Source organism: Dyadobacter endophyticus, from assembly GCF_014641595.1.
Taxonomy (GTDB): Bacteria; Bacteroidota; Bacteroidia; order Cytophagales; family Spirosomataceae; genus Dyadobacter; species Dyadobacter endophyticus.
Map to the genome: position 1 here is coordinate 1,403,697 of NZ_BMIA01000001.1, position 17,346 is coordinate 1,421,042.

General features: G+C 48.6%; 16 protein-coding genes. 5 read left to right on the forward strand and 11 right to left on the reverse strand.

Annotated features, from left to right (window positions below; genetic code table 11):
- Positions 1-21: 21 nt before the first annotated feature.
- The 5 genes from IEY24_RS05725 to IEY24_RS05745 all read right to left on the reverse strand — a co-directional run bounded on the left by IEY24_RS05725 (position 22) and on the right by IEY24_RS05745 (position 4,229).
- Positions 22-882, reverse strand: a complete 861-nt coding sequence (locus tag IEY24_RS05725) for a helix-turn-helix domain-containing protein (protein WP_188929533.1) — start codon at positions 880-882, stop codon at positions 22-24.
- A gap of 95 nt (positions 883-977) precedes the next feature.
- Positions 978-1,883 (reverse strand): alpha/beta fold hydrolase, encoded by a 906-nt coding sequence (locus tag IEY24_RS05730; RefSeq protein WP_188929535.1) that lies wholly within the window; start codon positions 1,881-1,883, stop codon positions 978-980.
- 148 nt (positions 1,884-2,031) lie between these two features.
- The gene (locus tag IEY24_RS05735; RefSeq protein ID WP_229221458.1) at positions 2,032-2,961 is read right to left on the reverse strand and encodes a hypothetical protein; all 930 of its coding nucleotides are present in this window, start codon (positions 2,959-2,961) and stop codon (positions 2,032-2,034) included.
- 90 nt (positions 2,962-3,051) lie between these two features.
- Complete coding sequence (locus IEY24_RS05740; RefSeq protein WP_188929536.1) at positions 3,052-3,375, reverse strand: nuclear transport factor 2 family protein; 324 nt, start codon at positions 3,373-3,375, stop codon at positions 3,052-3,054.
- A 65-nt stretch (positions 3,376-3,440) separates the two neighbouring features.
- On the reverse strand, positions 3,441-4,229 hold the full coding sequence (locus tag IEY24_RS05745; protein ID WP_188929538.1) for an SDR family oxidoreductase: 789 nt from the start codon (positions 4,227-4,229) through the stop codon (positions 3,441-3,443).
- A gap of 128 nt (positions 4,230-4,357) precedes the next feature.
- Here IEY24_RS05745 and IEY24_RS05750 point away from each other — a divergent pair, with 128 nt between their 5' ends.
- Positions 4,358-4,717, forward strand: coding sequence for a winged helix-turn-helix transcriptional regulator (locus IEY24_RS05750; protein ID WP_188929540.1), 360 nt, complete (start codon positions 4,358-4,360; stop codon positions 4,715-4,717).
- On the opposite strand, the gene IEY24_RS05755 is transcribed toward IEY24_RS05750, so the two are convergent.
- Both IEY24_RS05755 and IEY24_RS05760 read right to left on the reverse strand, forming a co-directional pair.
- Positions 4,692-5,942 carry a phthiocerol/phthiodiolone dimycocerosyl transferase family protein gene (locus IEY24_RS05755; RefSeq protein WP_188929542.1) on the reverse strand — a complete coding sequence of 417 codons (1,251 nt, stop codon included), beginning with the start codon at positions 5,940-5,942 and terminating at the stop codon, positions 4,692-4,694. The genes IEY24_RS05750 and IEY24_RS05755 overlap by 26 nt on opposite strands.
- 184 nt (positions 5,943-6,126) lie before the next feature.
- A complete protein-coding gene (locus IEY24_RS05760; RefSeq protein WP_188929544.1) occupies positions 6,127-6,492 on the reverse strand; it encodes a winged helix-turn-helix transcriptional regulator in 366 nt (121 codons plus the stop codon).
- Between the two features lie 119 nt (positions 6,493-6,611).
- Between IEY24_RS05760 and IEY24_RS05765 the strand changes: the two genes are divergently transcribed.
- The 4 genes from IEY24_RS05765 to IEY24_RS05780 all read left to right on the forward strand — a co-directional run bounded on the left by IEY24_RS05765 (position 6,612) and on the right by IEY24_RS05780 (position 11,094).
- On the forward strand, positions 6,612-7,760 hold the full coding sequence (locus tag IEY24_RS05765; RefSeq protein WP_188929546.1) for a Gfo/Idh/MocA family protein: 1,149 nt from the start codon (positions 6,612-6,614) through the stop codon (positions 7,758-7,760).
- A gap of 363 nt (positions 7,761-8,123) precedes the next feature.
- Positions 8,124-9,101: a CHAT domain-containing protein gene (locus tag IEY24_RS05770; protein WP_188929548.1), complete on the forward strand. Its 978-nt coding sequence runs from the start codon at positions 8,124-8,126 to the stop codon at positions 9,099-9,101.
- A gap of 15 nt (positions 9,102-9,116) precedes the next feature.
- Positions 9,117-9,770, forward strand: a complete 654-nt coding sequence (locus IEY24_RS05775) for a hypothetical protein (protein WP_188929551.1) — start codon at positions 9,117-9,119, stop codon at positions 9,768-9,770.
- Between the two features lie 115 nt (positions 9,771-9,885).
- The gene (locus IEY24_RS05780) at positions 9,886-11,094 is read left to right on the forward strand and encodes a GTP-binding protein (protein WP_188929553.1); all 1,209 of its coding nucleotides are present in this window, start codon (positions 9,886-9,888) and stop codon (positions 11,092-11,094) included.
- Between the two features lie 79 nt (positions 11,095-11,173).
- On the opposite strand, the gene IEY24_RS05785 is transcribed toward IEY24_RS05780, so the two are convergent.
- Genes IEY24_RS05785 through IEY24_RS05800 form a run of 4 tightly spaced genes read right to left on the reverse strand, consistent with a single transcriptional unit; the run spans position 11,174 to position 17,170 of the window.
- Positions 11,174-13,618, reverse strand: coding sequence for a TonB-dependent siderophore receptor (locus IEY24_RS05785; RefSeq protein ID WP_188929555.1), 2,445 nt, complete (start codon positions 13,616-13,618; stop codon positions 11,174-11,176).
- 33 nt (positions 13,619-13,651) lie between these two features.
- Complete coding sequence (locus tag IEY24_RS05790; protein ID WP_188929557.1) at positions 13,652-14,347, reverse strand: ABC transporter ATP-binding protein; 696 nt, start codon at positions 14,345-14,347, stop codon at positions 13,652-13,654.
- The gene (locus tag IEY24_RS05795) at positions 14,340-15,731 is read right to left on the reverse strand and encodes an ABC transporter permease (RefSeq protein ID WP_188929559.1); all 1,392 of its coding nucleotides are present in this window, start codon (positions 15,729-15,731) and stop codon (positions 14,340-14,342) included. The genes IEY24_RS05790 and IEY24_RS05795 overlap by 8 nt, the downstream gene beginning before the upstream one ends.
- Entirely contained in the window at positions 15,728-17,170 is a 1,443-nt protein-coding gene (locus IEY24_RS05800) for an ABC transporter permease (protein WP_188929560.1), read from the reverse strand. The genes IEY24_RS05795 and IEY24_RS05800 overlap by 4 nt, the downstream gene beginning before the upstream one ends.
- Positions 17,171-17,346: the final 176 nt, after the last annotated feature.

Genomic DNA, 17,346 nt, shown 5'->3' on the forward strand with positions numbered 1-17,346 from the left:
TACAGACTTCGGCGATTTCTTTCAAAGGAGTTGTGTCCCCAAAAAGCTGGCCCGGAAACTGGACGGCGATTCGCCTGTCTTGGTCATAAATAGCCTGCTGAAATAGGCCGGGTCGTCGTAACCAAGATTGTAGGCGATTTCCTTTGCTGTGAGGGAAGTATGCGCCAGCAGGCGTTTCGCTTCCAGGATAATGCGGTTTTTAATCACCTCATTAGGCTGCGGCAGCCGCAGGCGGTTGAATTTATGTGTGATGGTTTTGGGCGCCATGCATAGGAAATCCGCGTAATCGGCGACGGTGTGTTTGGATTTATAATGCTCTTCCACGAGCCGGGTGAATTTGCGAAAAAATTCCAGATCACTTTGCTGATCAGTCACATCATGGGTCAAATGTTGCTTTTTCCATGAGCGCGTGGCGCGAATGAGCAATTGTTTGAGATACGTCCTGACCATTTCTTCCAGCGAACTGTCGTTGAGATTGAATTCCTGGATCACTTCCTTGAATAAACCTCCGAGGAAAGCGTTTTCGGCCTCCGACAGCTCCACTTTGGGCATATTCCTGATGTTATTAAACAGCAGTCCATCACACGCAACCTCCTGATCATGAATCTGAATGCAGTAAAAATCACGGTTGTAGAAGATGAAATAACCGCTTTCCTCGCCAGCTGCTTCTAATTGAAGAAATTGATTGGGACTGATAAAAAACAGTGTGGGTTGCTGCGTCTCGTAACAGGCAAAATCTACCCTCAACTTATAGCCGGCGGGCAGATACAGGATTTTGATGTATTCCTTGTAAGCAGGCCCATTGATCGCATCCGTTTGCTCCTGACTCACATGCAGCAATCCCAACGTCTTTAAATTGTTGTTGAAAACGGTTGTACTCATGGCTGTATACGCTTTTTAGATTGCAGGATTCTTATTGTTTAAAATAGGTAAAAACCTGTGAAGCGATGATTTGCTTCACAGGTGAAATCGTTTAATTAGTTTCTGGCAAATTTTTCTAGTTCGGAGTTGAATTTATCCATTTCTTCCAAAAACAACCCGTGTCCGGCTTTCTCAAATTTCACGATATAAGAACCTTTGATGGCTTTGTTGAGTTGTTCGGCCTGAGCGAAGTCACACAATTTGTCATTCACACCATGGAATATCGCAACCGGCATTTTGATTTTCCCAAGCACAGGACGAAGATCCAGGTTACCTAATGCTGTAATAGCCTGAGTAGTAGCGTAAGGTGATGCATTCAGGTTGATGCTTTCCAACCATTTGATTGATTCCGGTGAAAGTCCGCCTTCCTGGCCTTCAAATGCTTTTCCAAAGCCTGCTATAAGTTGCTCCCGATTGGTTTTGGTTTGTTTGATAAGATCCGCTGCGCCTTGATCCGTGATGCCGTAAGGATGGCCTTCACGTTGTTTCCATGATGGTCCTGTTGCACCGAATACGACCAACTTCTTGATATGCGCACCATTATATTTCGTTACAAAGTGAAGGGTTACCGCGCTTCCCATTGAGAATCCGCCTAACGTTGCGTTTTCGATTTTCAGTTTTTCAAGAACCACTTTGATGTCATCGGAGAAAGTGTCGAAGTCATATTTTCCGTAAGGTCTGTCTGATTTCCCAAAGCCGCGAAGGGAAATACCGATGACCCTGAACCCTTTCTCCACCAGATATTGGTATTGATATTCGTACATTTCATTGTTCAGCGGCCATCCGTGGATGAGCACGACAGGCTGGCCTTCGCCGAGGTCGATCACGTGCAGCTTTACATTTTTCTCAACTTCAATGTATTCTTCTCGTCCCAGTGATGCGGGCTTGCGTGTTTGTGCGAAAAGGAATTGGCTTTGGATAAAAGTGAATAGGAATGCGATGGTCAAGGCAATGGTTTTCATCTGAGTAATAAGTTTGAATTTCTAAGTTAATCTGCTAACCGTTAGCAGATTGTCGCTGTGTTTTGACATTACAAAGGTGGCAGGTAAAACGGCCCGGAAGAATGGATAAAAGGCAATGCGCCTTGTACATTTTTCCCGACAGGTGAAATTATGGCTTGTAGAAAGTCGAAAGTTGATCCAATCGCTGGCTGACCAGCGCATTTTTCATGGGTTCAAACCGCGCCAGCTCCACATTATTTTTGGTAACGACGATATAAAATGGCTGATTTAACTTATTGGTGAGGTGGTAAATAGTGGCGAGCTCGGCGATATCCTCGGACCACGCCGCCATTGCATATAAAGAAGGAAACGGCGTTTTCGAGAGCTGGCTATAAACATCAGGCGCCAGGCTGATCGGCACTGGTTTTCCGCTTCGGAAACGGGTTTGTTCCAGCAGAGAATCAATGTATGGATCGGCAGGCTTATTCATCAGTCGCCAAATGTCTTTTGTAAAAGGCGTGGGTTCCACGATTGCATTTGCATCCTCGGGATGCGGGGTAATCCCGGTCACTACGTCGACGATGTGCGTGGCCTCGTGTAACAGCACATAAATGATCCCGTCCATCTTGCCTCCTTCTACGCGCACGCTATAATTGGAGTCTGCCCCCTGCTTGAAACAGGTATTTTCTTTCCATGTTGCCCACTGAGATATGTCCTCGTCCAATAAGCTGGCCCGAAAGGTAATGTTGAACATTTTCGTTTTACCAGATGTGTCAACCGGTGAGGTTAATGCCGTGTTCGGCATGTTATCCATGAAGCTGATGCTTTGCAGATGTTGTTTCAAAATGCGCTGATGCAGTGGCGGCAATAGTGTAAAAGCATGATTTACTTTCTCTTTTTCAGTTGGTGTCAATGTATGGTTAACCGGCTTCATGCCAGCCTCGCGGAAACTTTTGAAAACACTTTCAGGTGCAATTTGTATCCGTTGAGAAGGATCTTTTTGAAGAGAGGAATCTAACTTTTGTGCAAAAGTAAAAGTTGAGTAAAACAGCATGAAGAAAGCTGCCATTGACAATTTGAACCCCAATTTTCTGATCATAAATGCTTTCAATATTTGAGCTGTAAAAGATTCGCAGGAAGGCATTTCGGATCGCCTCAACGCATTCCTGCGAATTGGAATACTAAACTATTAATCCGTAATCTTCAACGAACCAATAGAAGAACCATCCAGTTCAAGGTGATAATTCATCACGGCCGGACTGCCTGGAAATGTGCCGCTTACTTCTACGGTAAGTTTTCCTTTTGAGCCGGTTTGCGTAAAATCGACGGGCGTCAACTGCATGTTATACTTTTCAGTCGCCGCTTGTATCCACTCTTTAATTTCCTCTCTACCCGAATAGGACGATCCTTCATCGGAAACGGTTGCGTGCTCTGTAAAGTAACTGGCAAATGCTGTGCTGTCCGATTCGTTTTGCGCTTTAATAAAGCCTTCTATATTTTCAGGAAGTTTCATAATCATGAATGTTTATGTTAATTAAAAATTGGTTTTTGTATTGAAATGAAATTGTAAATGCTTGCTTAAATCGTAGGAATTGTGCCACCGTCAATCACATATTCACTACCGGTCAGGTACGCCGCCCGGGGTGAAACCAGGAAGCCCACGAGCTCAGCCACTTCTTCGGGCCAAGCCGCTCTGCCGAATGGAATGCCGCCTAATGCATCCATTACACTGTTTGCGGCTTCTTCCGCAGTGCCACCTGAACTTCTGGCGATACGTTCCATCATCCTGGTCGATGCATCGGTCATAATCCAGCCCGGCGACACGGTGAGCACGCGCACGCCTTTCGGTGCAACTTCATTCGATAAGCTTTTACTATAATTGGCCAAAGCTGCTTTCGCTGCCGCGTAGGGCAATGTGGAGTCATATAGGGGTAATTTCGCCTGGATGGATGCGATGTGAATAATTACGCCTTCGTGGCGCTCGATCATGCCGGGCAAAAAGCCACGGTCCAGTCGCACAGGCGCTAGTAGATTGGTTTGAAAAGATCCTTCCCAATCACTGTCGGAAAGCACAGCAAAACCACCGCCCGGCGTTTCGGAGCCACCCATATTATTGATCAGGATGTCCAGGTGGCCGAATTTTTCAAGTATCTCGTTGACCACCTTCTGGGTCCCGTCCGGCTTGCTTAAATCTGCGGCTATAAAATGAGTGCCGTTGTTTTCGTCCTCCGGCTTGTTTCTAGCGGTAATGATCACCGTTGCGCCCGCTTTCAAAAGACGGTCGGCGATGGCCTTCCCGGCTCCTTTGCTTCCGCCTGTTACCAGGGCGATTTTATCTTTCAGTTCGTTTTCAAAATTAAAGTCCATGACCTTGTTGATTTGTTTAGGACAAATTTCAGCACAATGCATATTGCTGACAAGTACGGATTTACGATTCAGATAGGGATAAATTTATCCCTATTGAACCGGCAAATGCATATGTTTATATTTGCAGTATGTACGAAAGAAAGACAATGCCCGACCTGAATTGCGGGCTCGACCTGATTGGTGAAGTGCTTTATGGCAAATGGAAAATGCGGCTTTTGTGGTTTATCAACGAAGGTTTTCAACGCCCCAGCGAGCTGCAACGGAAAATTCCGGGAGCGTCCCGCCGGGTGTTGAACGTGCAATTAAAAGAGCTTGAAAACCACGAGCTGGTTGGAAAGGTGATCTATCCCGTTGTCCCACCCAAAGTCGAGTATTATCTCACCGATTTCGGAAAGTCACTCATTCCCGTCATCGGCGCCATCGGGCAGTGGGGCGACCAGCATGACCAGCGCTTGCGGACACTTATCGAAAAGAACATTCAGTCTTAGCAACCACATTTTCCTGACAAGCTTTTTCCAGAATTTGCTCCATTTCCGCAAGCAGGCCAGGAATTGGCGTATCGCTCGTATTAGTCAGGCAAAGTGAACCATTGGTTGTCAATGCGCCGATCGTCTGTTCCCTTCCCTTCCCTGACCGCACCATCGGACCATACAGGGCTTCCAGCTTCAACGGTCCGAAATTAGTTTTATACCTGACCCTGACCAGGTTAGTGACCATAATGTGATGGTTAAATGCCTGTTTCAATGCGTCCAGCATTTGCTGCATATCATTATGGCCGAAGACAATGTCCCGGAAAAAAGACAAATAGCCTGTCGTATATTCAACGGAATTGGTCCCGCCGAGTCCGGCCTTGGCAAGTCTGGCCAAATCCCAGAAGGATAAGTGCCGCTGCTGTTCGAAAAATACGGACTGCGTGGTAATGTTCAGGCCGAAGTTATCGTCCAGATTGAGGGCACCTCTGGTACAAATGGGGGAAACCAATTCCATTCTGGTATCGTCCCATTCCGGCCGCATTTTCCTGGAAGCCATTAATACGGCGGCACAAATGGCGCCATGAACGCTTGTATTTTCGCGTCGGGCACATTCAAGAAGACGATGGGTCGAATTTTCAGAAAAGCGGTGGGACGAAACCAACGGGTTAACCACATCCGTTTTTGTTTTCAGTTCGAGCACTGTTTCGACCGTCTGTGCAGGCAGGTCTTCCGGCAAGTTGAGGGTTTCGTCATTCGACACCTGCGGCTCCATTAATCCAAGCTCGTTTCCGGTAACGGCGAGCAAAATGTCGCGGGTTAAATAGCTTAATGATGTGCCATCGGCCACGGTGTGGTTTGCAGCCAGGATCAGGATAGTGCTATCTGTTTTTTGAACCAAAACAACCCTTAATAGCGGGCCTTCCCCCGTATTAAACCTTAGGGAAAGCTCCTTTTCAACCTCCTGCTCCCAGCGGTAATTCTGCTCCACATGGACCACGCGGAGCGGAATAGGTAGGTTTTCGACATGTTGCAATGTGGGCCGGGATAATTCATCCAGCACAACCCTTGCCGAAAGGTTCGGGTGGCGTTGTTGCGCAGTATCAATGGCCTTCCTCCATTTTTCAACGGGCTGTGTTCCGGAGATGTCTGCGGCCAGGGCGAAGTCTTTGGAATCAATTTGGTCCAGCAGCCAAAACGTTTTTTCGAACGCACCTAACGTGCGGTTCTGTTGTCTTTTCATTTTGCATTGAGTTAAGATGGCAGGAGCGGCATAGAACCGCGTCCCTTAAACTGAATGCAAAATTGGCAGGCTGGAATATGGGAGAGAATGGACAAAAGTTGATAGGGCAGGTACATTTCGCCAATTCTTACTTCTCCAATATTAGCGTTGGGAATACTTCCCGGCCGGGCGCTAAGTCCAATGATTAATCCAGTACTTTTGTTCGGTTTAAAATGATGTTCTTGATAAATGAGCGATTTTTGTCTCCCCATTCGTTCATCTGTCTCAAAAGAGGCATCAATGTTTCTCCGCGCTCGGTAAGGTGGTATTCGACCTTAGGCGGTAGCTGATGATAGATTTTCTTTTCAATCACTTCGAATTCTTCCAATTCCTTCAACTGCAGATTTAAAACCCGTTTGGTTGACTGTGGGATCGCACGGTGTAATTGGCTTGGGCGGTTGATGCCTTCCGATATAGCAAACAATAAATTTGGTTTCCACTTTCCACCCAGGATTTCTCTTGTCATCGCCAGGCCACATTCGAGCGGCAGGGGTATCTTTTTTTCGTACATCTTCTTTTTTGTCTATATACAAAAGTAAGCATAGATGCAGAAGGGGTATATAGGGGATAAAATTATCCCCGGAGGAACATTTTCCCTCTTATTGCCTGCCTTCCTTACTGATGTCAACTTTGCAAGCAAAAAGAACAATGCAAAATCATTCAAAAATAAGGGTTGGAATTGTTGGCCTGCAAGCGGGCAGGAGTTGGGCTGCCGTTGCCCATCTGCCCGCTCTGGATCAATTGACTGACCAATATGAAATAGTAGGTGTCGTGAATTCTAGTCCGGAGAGTTCGCGCGCTGCTGCCGAAGCCTGCCGGGTTCCATTGGCTTTTGGCAGCATTGAAGAAATGGCTTCATCGGATGAAGTGGATTTGATTGTGGTGACAGTCCGGGTTCCACTGCACTACGATGCTGTCAAGACCATACTTTCACATGGAAAGCATGTTTATTGCGAGTGGCCACTTGGGCGCACCCTGGCAGAAGCAGAAGAATTAGCGGCAATGGCACGTGGAAGGCCACTGGTTGCTGTTGCAGGGACGCAAGCCCGCGTTTCTGTGGCCTTGCGTAGAGTAGCCGATCTGATTAACAATGATCTTATCGGTTCTATCCTGTCGAGCAGCATACGGGGGTGGGCAGCTCCCTGGGGGGATACGATCAGCGATACAAAAAATGAGGAATATTTACGAAAAGAGCAGAGTGGGGCTGATCTGTTGACAATTCCGTTCGCTCATACACTTGCAGCAGCCTGCGATGTCTTAGGAGATATCAAACATTTGTCCGCAGTAGTTCACACACGATATCCAAAAGTGAAAGCGCTTGACACCGGCAAGGTTATAGATGCTGACGCTCCCGATTTCATCTCGGTAATTGCAAACCTCAGTAACAATGCCCCGCTTTCAATTCATTTCCAGGGTGGTCATCCGGAATATGGCGATCCGTTTATTTGGGAAATAGAAGGGTCAAGGGGTAAAATTGTCCTTACGGCCCAAATCGGGCACACCCAAATGGCAGAGTTTGAAATTACCCATTATACTTCGTCAAGCCAGCAGCCAGCGCTGATCAACATAGCTGATACAGATAATCCCTTTGGACCTCATACTAACGTCAGAGAAATATACAACAGAATCGCTAACGACATTTTTCATGGAACCAGTTCAGCCCCTTCGTTTGACGACGCAGTCATCTTGCACAAATTGATTGATGACATTCGTCTTTCTTCCAACCGAAGGCAATGGGTAATTCCATCAACGCATAGCAGAAATCTGCCCGAGGTATAATACCAACGACATTATCTGTTAAGTCGACCCGCTATCAACCCACTGGAAATAGCCCGACATTTTGCGGATATATACGTTAGTTTCAAAAAAGGTGAACTGTATGCTCAGTCGCCTGAATTCGGTCGGAGAACAGGCATATCTTCGCCTTTAAGCAAGATGCAGGACTCGCGGGTGAGCAGTTTCTATCCAAACCCGATCGTTCGAGTATATATTCCTGCGAGAGTATGCCAGTATTCCTTAGCCACTTTGAAGAGGAATTGCTGAACACTTATGAGATTAAAAATGAGCGGCATTCTTTAAACATGCAGTAATACAACAAATTGAAACTATATTTATAAAGGAAGAAATCAGTCTGTAACCAGTATGCCTGCCAGTACGTCTAACAGCAGCCCCATTAACACGCCAGTAGTGTTGTCCTACTTTTCCCAAAGCGGAGATCCGAACGATCCTTATCTGGATTTTTTACAGGACGAGTACCGGGCCATCACCGATTCGTGGGAAAAGTATCAGCAAACAGCTTCACCAAAAAGCATTAATGTACTGTATCCGGCGCGTGGCGCAGCGGATGCGAGGCAAATCGACGACGATATCCGCGCGTTCAAGCACCGGATCATCCTTTTTCATTTCAGCGGGCACGCTGGTTCGCAGCACTTACTTTTCAAAGATGGCTCCGCTTATGCCAAAGGACTGGCCGGATTGCTCGGTGAAGCGCAAAACCTGAAAGTGGTTTTTTTGAACGGCTGCGCGACCCACGATCAGGTTAACCTCCTGTTTGAGAAAAACGTGAAGGCCGTGATCGCTACCCGGGGAAAGGTCAATGACGGCGTTGCCAAAGACTTTTCGGAAAACTTTTATGAAGCCGTCTCTTCAACCGATTACACGATCCGGGAGGCATTCGAACATGCGGTCAACACCATGATCAAGGACGGACGAATCGCGCCGGAAACTTCAACGGCATTGATCAGCTGGCGTGGCATTGTCAAAGAAAGCAGCGAGGATAAGGATCGGTGGGAGTTGTTTGCCAGGGAAGGCTTTTCAGAGCTCGACAGCAAGGACTGGTGGAAAATAGGCGTCATCACACCCGGAAGGAAAGAATTGATATCGGGCGGCTCACTCTGGGACCGTGGACAAATTTGGCTTTCGGCTCTGCTCTTCGCGCTTGGGTTGGCCATTATCGCATACGGCATTTTCTTTCAAAATGATATCAAGGTCGCTGGCATCGGTGTTGCTTCCTGTTGTGTTGGAATCTTTGGTTTTAAAAATCAGCAGCGGTACGTAACAGCCGAATTAAACCCCGAGCTGGTCGACGATTCCATGCGCAAAAAACTCCGGCTCTTATAATCCCCTCCAAATCCTATGGGCACTCTTCAAGAATTTGAACACGCGCAAAGCCGCCTAAGTCAGGAAATTACCTCCCTCAAAAAGCAAAGCGTACTGGCGCTGGCATTGGCCGTCGTTTTCATTATCTCGACCATCGTCTTAATGATCCAGGTGAAGCACGCGAACCAACAACTTAAAGTTTCCGAAGAAAGGCTTAAAGTAATGAACGACAGCATCCAGGATCTTAACAAACAATTGAATACCTGGCGGGTTTCGTTGATCACCAAAAAGCCGGAGAAACCTAAGGGAGGTGCCAATCCATCCAGACCACATATTTCGGCAGGTCATGAGATTGCGGCACCGGTTGTGGTAGCAGAGCCGCCCAAACCCTTTCTTGGCCTGATCGTTTACATCCACGACCGCAAGGGCAGCCAGGTTTCGGATACATTGAAAGCAGCGCTGCTCGCAAAAGGAGCGATCGTGCCGTCCATTCAGCATATTGGAAATTCGATGAAGTTTGGCAACGCAGTTAAATACTTTCATCCTAATGAAAATCAGACTGCGGAAACCCTGAAAAGTCAGCTTGACCAAATTCTTGGCAGAAAGGAAATTCAGGCCAGGGTTCCGGTCCGCTACCTGGCCAACGACAAAGTACCCATTGGCCAATTCGAAGTCTGGATCGATAAATGAATTCATGCAGGTTTAGCAACGAAGGACAGAATACATGAAAAACTAGATGCATCAATGTTGCACTTATTGGTTTTGATTTATATTTGCAACATAGTTGCAAATATAAATCTTAGTTATGAACCAAAAGAAGATGCCGGTAACGGTGCTCAGCGGATTTTTGGGCGCGGGAAAAACCACTTTACTCAACCATGTCCTGCATAATAAGCAGGGACTGAAAGTAGCTGTGATCGTCAATGATATGAGCGAGGTAAATATCGATGCGCGATTGGTGAAGGATCAAAATACACTAAGCCGAACCGAGGAACGACTGGTGGAAATGTCCAACGGATGCATATGCTGTACGCTGCGGGAAGACCTGATGATCGAAGTGGAAAAGCTTGCCCGTGAGAATCGCTTCGATTATCTGCTGATCGAAAGTACGGGCATTTCTGAGCCCGTCCCCATTGCCCAGACTTTCTCATTCGTGGATGAGCAGAGCGGTATCGATTTGTCGAGATGGGCCACGATCGACTGCATGGTGACAGTCGTGGACGCTTTTAATTTTGCAAAGGATTTCGGCTCGCTCGACACTGTTTTCAGCAGGAGGCTCAACGATGACGAGTCCGACAGGCGCACGATCGTCAATTTGCTCACCGACCAGATCGAATTTGCCGACGTAATCATCCTGAACAAAGCCGACCTTGTGTCTGTCGACCAGCTAAGGGAACTTCGCGCCATTATGGCCGCATTAAATCCGGCGGCAAAAGTGATAGAAAGTTCGTTTTCAAATGTAGAAATCGGCCGTGTGGTCAATACCGGTTTATTTAATTACGAAAAGGCCGAGCAATCGGCCGGGTGGATCCAGGAGCTGAATAAACTTGAACACGGCCGCCATGTTCCTGAAACAGAAGAATATGGGATAAGCTCAATGGTATTCCGGGATACACGGCCGCTGCATCCGAAACGCTTCTGGAACTACATTCAGCAGAACTGGCCTGCGGGCATTATCCGCAGCAAAGGGTTATTCTGGGTTGCTTCACGCCCGGCCGACGCGCTCAATTGGAGTCAGGCGGGCGGATCGGTAAGGGCTGAGTCGGCAGGTGTTTGGTGGGCTAGCATGCCGGCAGCCCAGCGCCTGTGCTACCAGGCGTATACAGAAAACCGTGATACGATCGATTCACGGTGGGGCAGGTTCGGGGACCGGGTCAATGAGCTCGTTTTGATTGGCCAGGATCTGGACCCGGGTCAAATTCTCCAAGAATTGCAACAATGCCTGTGCACCGAAGGCGAAATCCGGCTCATGGAAACCGGCGGGCAGTTCGAAGATCCGTTCCCGGTTTTGTGATAAGAGCCTGAATACCATTTTGGCGGGCAGTTGCAGCAGGGCCGGTCCCGCCGCATTGCGGAACGGGACCGGCTGTAAGTCAGAATTTAAATGTGAGTGTCAGCGTTACGTTTCTGGGAGCACCTGGAAACAACCGAAGGTAATTTTGGGCACCCAGCCAATAGATTTTATCCAGCAGGTTCCCGGCATTCAATGCCAGCTGTATGTTGCTTCTGGCCGGCGTGTAGTACAGCGCGGCGTCGACGATTGTGTAAGCAGGCACCAGAAAGTCTCTTGTAAACCAGGGCACCTTGTTTGACTGGTACTGAACCCCCAACCCGATTCCAAGGTCTTTCAGGGCAGACGATCCCCCAAAATTGTAGCGTGTCCAGAGGTTGGCACTGTGTTTGGGCGTGTTTTGTTTGCGGGCACCTACGAGGCTCTCGTCCCGGTCGCGCCTAATTTCTGCGTCGATAAAGCTGTATGAAGCGTTTACCTGCCATTGCGGGATAATGTATCCGGCAAGGTCCCATTCGATTCCGCGGCTCCGCTCTTCTCCGCGCGTAACCAGTCTGTCGGGGTTGGCAGGATCGTTGGCATTCATGAGAATGTTCTTCTGGATGATTTCATAAAATGCGACATTAAACCGCATGTGACTGTGAAACAGGTCGGTTTTAAGCCCCACTTCTTTCAGATTGCTGCGCAGGGGATCGAACTGGCTGCCGGCTTGCAGGCTGCCGGTTTGCGGCATGAGCGTCACGGTATTGGATTGCGGTTGGAAACCTTCCAGGTAGGTGCCGTACACATTCATTGCCTTGTTTACAGTGAATGTAATCCCGATCCTGGGCAGCAGGGCGGTCTTTTTTACTTTCAGGGTGTTTGGCGCTTCGTAATTGGTAATGTCTTCAAACCATTCGTTGCGCAGGCCAAGCAACATCGTCAGTTTACCGAGTTGCATTTGTTCCTGTATATAAACCGCATTCGTCGTCGTCAACGCGGCAGGAAGCGCTGTACGCACATTCAGGTGGTAGTCCTCCACGTTGCGGATCGTGTACTGGGGGTTTTGAAGGTCAAAATGGCTGACATTCGGTTTGGGAAGCGTTTTGCCATTGACTGTTATGGTCTGATAGTTTGCCGCATTTGCCGGCACAAAGGAACCGGCTACCGTACCGTCCTTCAACAAGAATCCCCGTGCAGCATTTTGCCCGCCGCCTTTGAGCTTGTGCCAACTGCTTAAATCATACCCGGCCAGGAGTTTGTGGTTCAGCTTGCCGGTATTGAAGTTGAAATTGAAATAAGCATTCAAATTGTCGATGTTCCAGTATTGTTGCCGTTGCACAAACTGCATGGCCGCGAGGCTGGTAACCGGTTGGTTTGCGATGTCCGGCGCAAAAGCATTGGTGGTACGGTGTTCCTGTAAATCCTCCGTCCACGACTGTTTCATATACGAAGCGTTGAAACCGATATTGGGCGAGAACTTATGTGCGAGGCTGCCGGTGATAATGACTTCTTTGGAGTTGAAATGATCATTTGGTGCGCCCAGGTTTAGGCTGGTCGGCGTGCTGTTCAGTTTGGTTTCACCCGCTATCGCCCCGAAAATCGGTTGGCCGCGGTCGAGGGTGCCGGCCATGTTGCTGTAAATTAATTCAGCATTGATGGCAGTTTTTTCATTGGGAATGTAGCTCAGTGAGGGCGAGACCAGCACAGCTTTGTTACCCACCAGATCCCTGAACGAGCGGGCCTGCTGGTAGGCCCCATTTACCCTGTAAAGCAGCGATTTCGACTCATTCAGCGGGCCGGTGAAGTCTAATGTGCCGCGGAAAGTACTGAAACTACCCGCACTCAAACTAGCCTCTTTGCGTGCTGCGGCAAGCGGTTTCTTGGTTACGAGATTGATACTACCGCCTGGATCAACGGAGGAGAAAGTAGCACTGGCAGGCCCTTTAATCACTTCCACGCGTTCGATGTTAGCCGTGAGCGGTTGGAGGAAGTAATACTGGCGCGTGCGCATGCCATTAATGATCTGGCCTTCCTCGTTCTGGCTGATCCCCCGTATCGTGTACTGGTTATAATAGCTGGAAGGAATTACGCCGCTGGCTATTTTGACAGCATCTCCCAGCAGAAAAGCCTGGCGGTCGGCCATCAGTTCTTTGGTTATGGAGGTGATCGACTGCGGCACATCTTTGTTCAGGGCAGAGATCCGCGTCGCCGAAAAGGAATAGTCGCCGGTGTAGTCCTTGGCAACGCGACCGGTTACCTCCACGGTTTGAAGCTGGGTAGCTTCTGGCATCAGCTCAATGCTTAAAAAGGCATTGCCGCCATTGAGCCGCGCTGTTTTGTAGCCCATGGCAGTGATTTGTATCAGGCCCTTTCCCGGCAGAGAGAATAGGCCGGCTGAGTCGGTCACGGTGCCGCTTTCGCCCATCGTGACCGTCGCCCCCGGAATTTTCGTGCCGGTAGCGGCGTCAGACACCGAGCCGGTAACGGTTTGCGCTTGCACAGAAATGGCAGCCAATAAGAAAAAGAGAATAAAGGTTTTTACCATAAAAAGGAGATTTGAGGTGCCCGGTACAAAATCTCAGACGGTTTTTAAGTACAAATTTTCCAGTTCATTGGCAGAGATCGAATCCGCATGAATGATCGATTGCAGGTTTCCTTCCTTCATGATGCCAATGCGGCTGGCGACCTGCTTTGCCCTGAAAATATCGTGAGTGGCCATCAGGATCGTCGTTCCGTTAGTCGCCAGGGTTTTGATGATCTCCGAAAATTCATTGGAGGCTTTCGGGTCCAGACCGCTCGTAGGTTCGTCAAGCAGCAGTACTTTGGCTTTTTTTGCCACGGCGATCGCTATGCCGACTTTTTGCCGCATTCCTTTGGAATACCCCGCTAGTCTTTGGTCATATGCACTGGATTGCAGTCCGGCCTTTGCGAGCAGTTGTTCCAGTTCTTTTTTGGAATAGTCAAACCCTGCCAGCGATGAGAAATATTCCAGGTTTTCGATGCCGGTTAGGTTTGAATACAGCATGACAGTCTCGGGAATATAAGCCAATCGCTTTTTGCTCTCTTGAAGGTTTTCAGTGACGGATATGCCATCGATGAACGCGGTGCCTTCGGTAGGCTGGATAAAACCTAAAAACAAATTGATGGTTGTCGTTTTCCCGGCTCCATTCTGGCCCAGGAGCGCAAATATTTCACCCGGCGCGATGGTCAGGTTCAGGTCGTTCAGGGCCGTATATGCCCCGTAACGTTTGGTAAGGTTTCTCGCTTCAAGCATTTTGTATGTATTCTGTTTGGGTAAAATTCCTTTTAAACAATATTATCGAAACCATAAGCGCTGATACCGTCCATGCCAGTATTGCGATAAACCCGCCCGCTAGTTCCTCAGGCACGTACCCAGTCGGGCGGTACGCGGGATACCCTGCCCAGTCAATGCTTTCGGTGGGGGTTTCTTCAAAAATGAAGGGGTAGAAATATTCGCGGATTTGCTTGTGATGTGCTTTCACAGATTGCAGATAGCGAATATGACTGCTCAGGTCCGAGTTAGCGATCTTATTCATGGTTTGTTGCGCGGCGATCACCGGATTGAACCGGGCGATGTTTTCGGACAAGGTCTGTCTTTGTGATAATTTGTTAAAAAGGCTTTCGGATGAATTTGCGGATTCCAAATCACCCGAAAACTGCATCGCATAGTACCAGCCCGGGGAAAATTTGTCGCCGGGAACAGGGTGTTTGCGGTACTGCGGATACGCCGCATAAAACTTTTCCATGGTCGGTTTTTTGGGCTCGTCCCACTTGGCGTGGTAACCTTCCCGTTGGCGAATGGCCGTTTCAGCGGCCTCCGGGACGGGGATCGTATTGTTGATCACGATATTGGCAAGGCCGGGAAAGAGTATCGCGAGAAAAATCCATATGCATACAAGCGTAGTCGCATTGAAAGACGAGCTCTTCCCGAAGGCGATCACCAGCACCGAAAGCACAAACCAGAACAATACATATAGCAACACAACGGTCAGCAACTCGAATGTCGGAACCGAAAGCGGCAGTTGGAGCGCAAGCACTGCCGCTGTAAATACGACAAGGGCCGTCGCCAGAATCATCACCAGCCGCACGAGCAGTTTCCCGGCGATCGCAGCGCCGGTGCTTTCGGAGGTCGTTCGCACGATTTTCCAGACGCCATTTTCCTGTTCTTCGGAGATCGCATTATAAGTGAATGCGATGATCAGGAGCGGGAACAGGAAAATAAACACAAACGAGGCATCGAGGTTCCCCACCAGCAGGGTAAGTGGGTTGGTCAGTTCCGAATCATATAGCTGCCCTTCAATAGCCAGCATCTTGACTTTCAGCATCTGAGGATTCACATCCCGCTGCCCGATCGAAAATTTCGCCCAGGGCGAGGCGGGGTTTGTCGTGTAGAAAAAAGGATAATATGCCGTCGTGCCAACAGGCTTGCCCGTGCCATGCGCGACGATCTGGGTCAGATGATGCTCCTGTACTTTAGGCACATTTTCGATACTGCGCTGCTGACGGCCGATTACCTGGCTTCCGTGAAAGAATCCATAAAAACCAAATAGCAGCAGGCTGATGGCCCCGATGAGAATCGTCCTGCCCAGCAGGAAGTTTTTTATTTCAAGAAACAACACCTTTCGGTTAGTGATCATAGTTGATACTCGCGTTTGGAGGAGATGTAGGTTAATGCGCCCAGGCCCGTAGCAATCCATAGGATCAGGGACAAGAGGCTCAAAGCGCTGGTCGCCAGATTTTTTGATACTGGCACTGGTTTGTAGTTAAAGTCAGGCTGCTGTTGCCAGTTGGCGGCACTTACCCGCTGTTTGTTATCGTTTTGGTACTTAATCCGCGTTAAATGGATCTGGTTTAGTAACCTCGTTTTCTCGAACCGGTACTGCTCCGTTTGTTTTTGAAAAGCCGTAAAAGTGTCGAAATCGGTGCCGGACAGGCTCATCGAAATGTTCCGGATCGCCAGGTAGGGATCTATAAAGCCCAGGGCGGAAGACACGGCGTTTTGGGATTTGTATATACCTATCAGGCGGTCAAAATGTTTGTTGAAAATACCCGACGATATGTTTTCGCCTTCCTGCATCACGAGCGCGCCATAGTTCACAGGCAGTGCCGATATCGAATCCACACCATATCTCTTCAGTGTTTTGGCTTTCAATCCGGCAAAATGTGGGTCATTGGGATTGTGGCTGTCACCTTGCTGGCTTACGTCCTCGTGGATTGCGTTTTCAAAGGCGATTTTGTCGGGAGCCCTGTACAGCGCGCTTCCAAGTGTCTGGCCGCCTTTGGGTATCACAATGAAAAACAGGATCCACATCAGTACCAATAACACTAATGCATTCTTGGGCGATTTACTGACTGCCGAAACGCCAACGACCAACAGGTTAATCACCAGGAAATAGACGGCGTAAAGTGTCACTATCAATAATATACGCAGAAGTGTTTCTGCCTCAAAGCTGTCTGCGATAAGCAGGTTACCCGCAACCAGACCGGCAAGCAGAACAGGCAGAAACAACGCCCACGTAACCGCCGTAAGTCCAGCAGCTTTACCCAAAAGAACATCCAGGTAAGACGCCCGCTGGCACAGCAGGAGTTTGAGAACGCCATTCGGTTTAAGTCCTGCAACCGTCTGGAAGCCTACGAAAATAATGAAAAGCGGCACAAGGAGCTGCAACACGAACGCCATACTCAGTTCCCCAAAACGCAGCATGCCGTTGGAGAAGCCGGCTTCGCTCATGTTTACCGTGTTTTGCCGGTGTGCTTCCAGAAATACGGAATTCCCCACATAACTATCCAGCCCGAAATCAAAAAAGCTCAGGGGCGATTTTTCCCTAAAAACCAGGTAGCCGTAATGCGCAACCCTGTGAGGATGGCGGTCGGGTTGGTTCATCCATTGGTCGTGGACTTCCTGGTGGGCCGATCGCTGTTGCTGGTTGAACCTGCTCACATATTGCCAGCCTGTAACGGCCGACAGCAGCGATACGGTAAAGAGTACTCCAAACAATGCCAGGGGAGTCCTGCTTCGGAAGGTGGTTGCCCATTCGTGCCGGGCAATGATCTTGATAAAATTGAAATGTATCATACAAAGGGATTTCGGCTACGTGGCTCAATGGAGTGATTTGCGGCAGTCACTCCGGTTGCAACGTCTCATATTGAGCTTATTCGCAACGTTGTTGCAAATAAAAGAACAAAAATGTTTTGATGCAACATTGTTGCATCAAAACAGATTGAATTTATCCGGTTGCAGTATGATGGTGG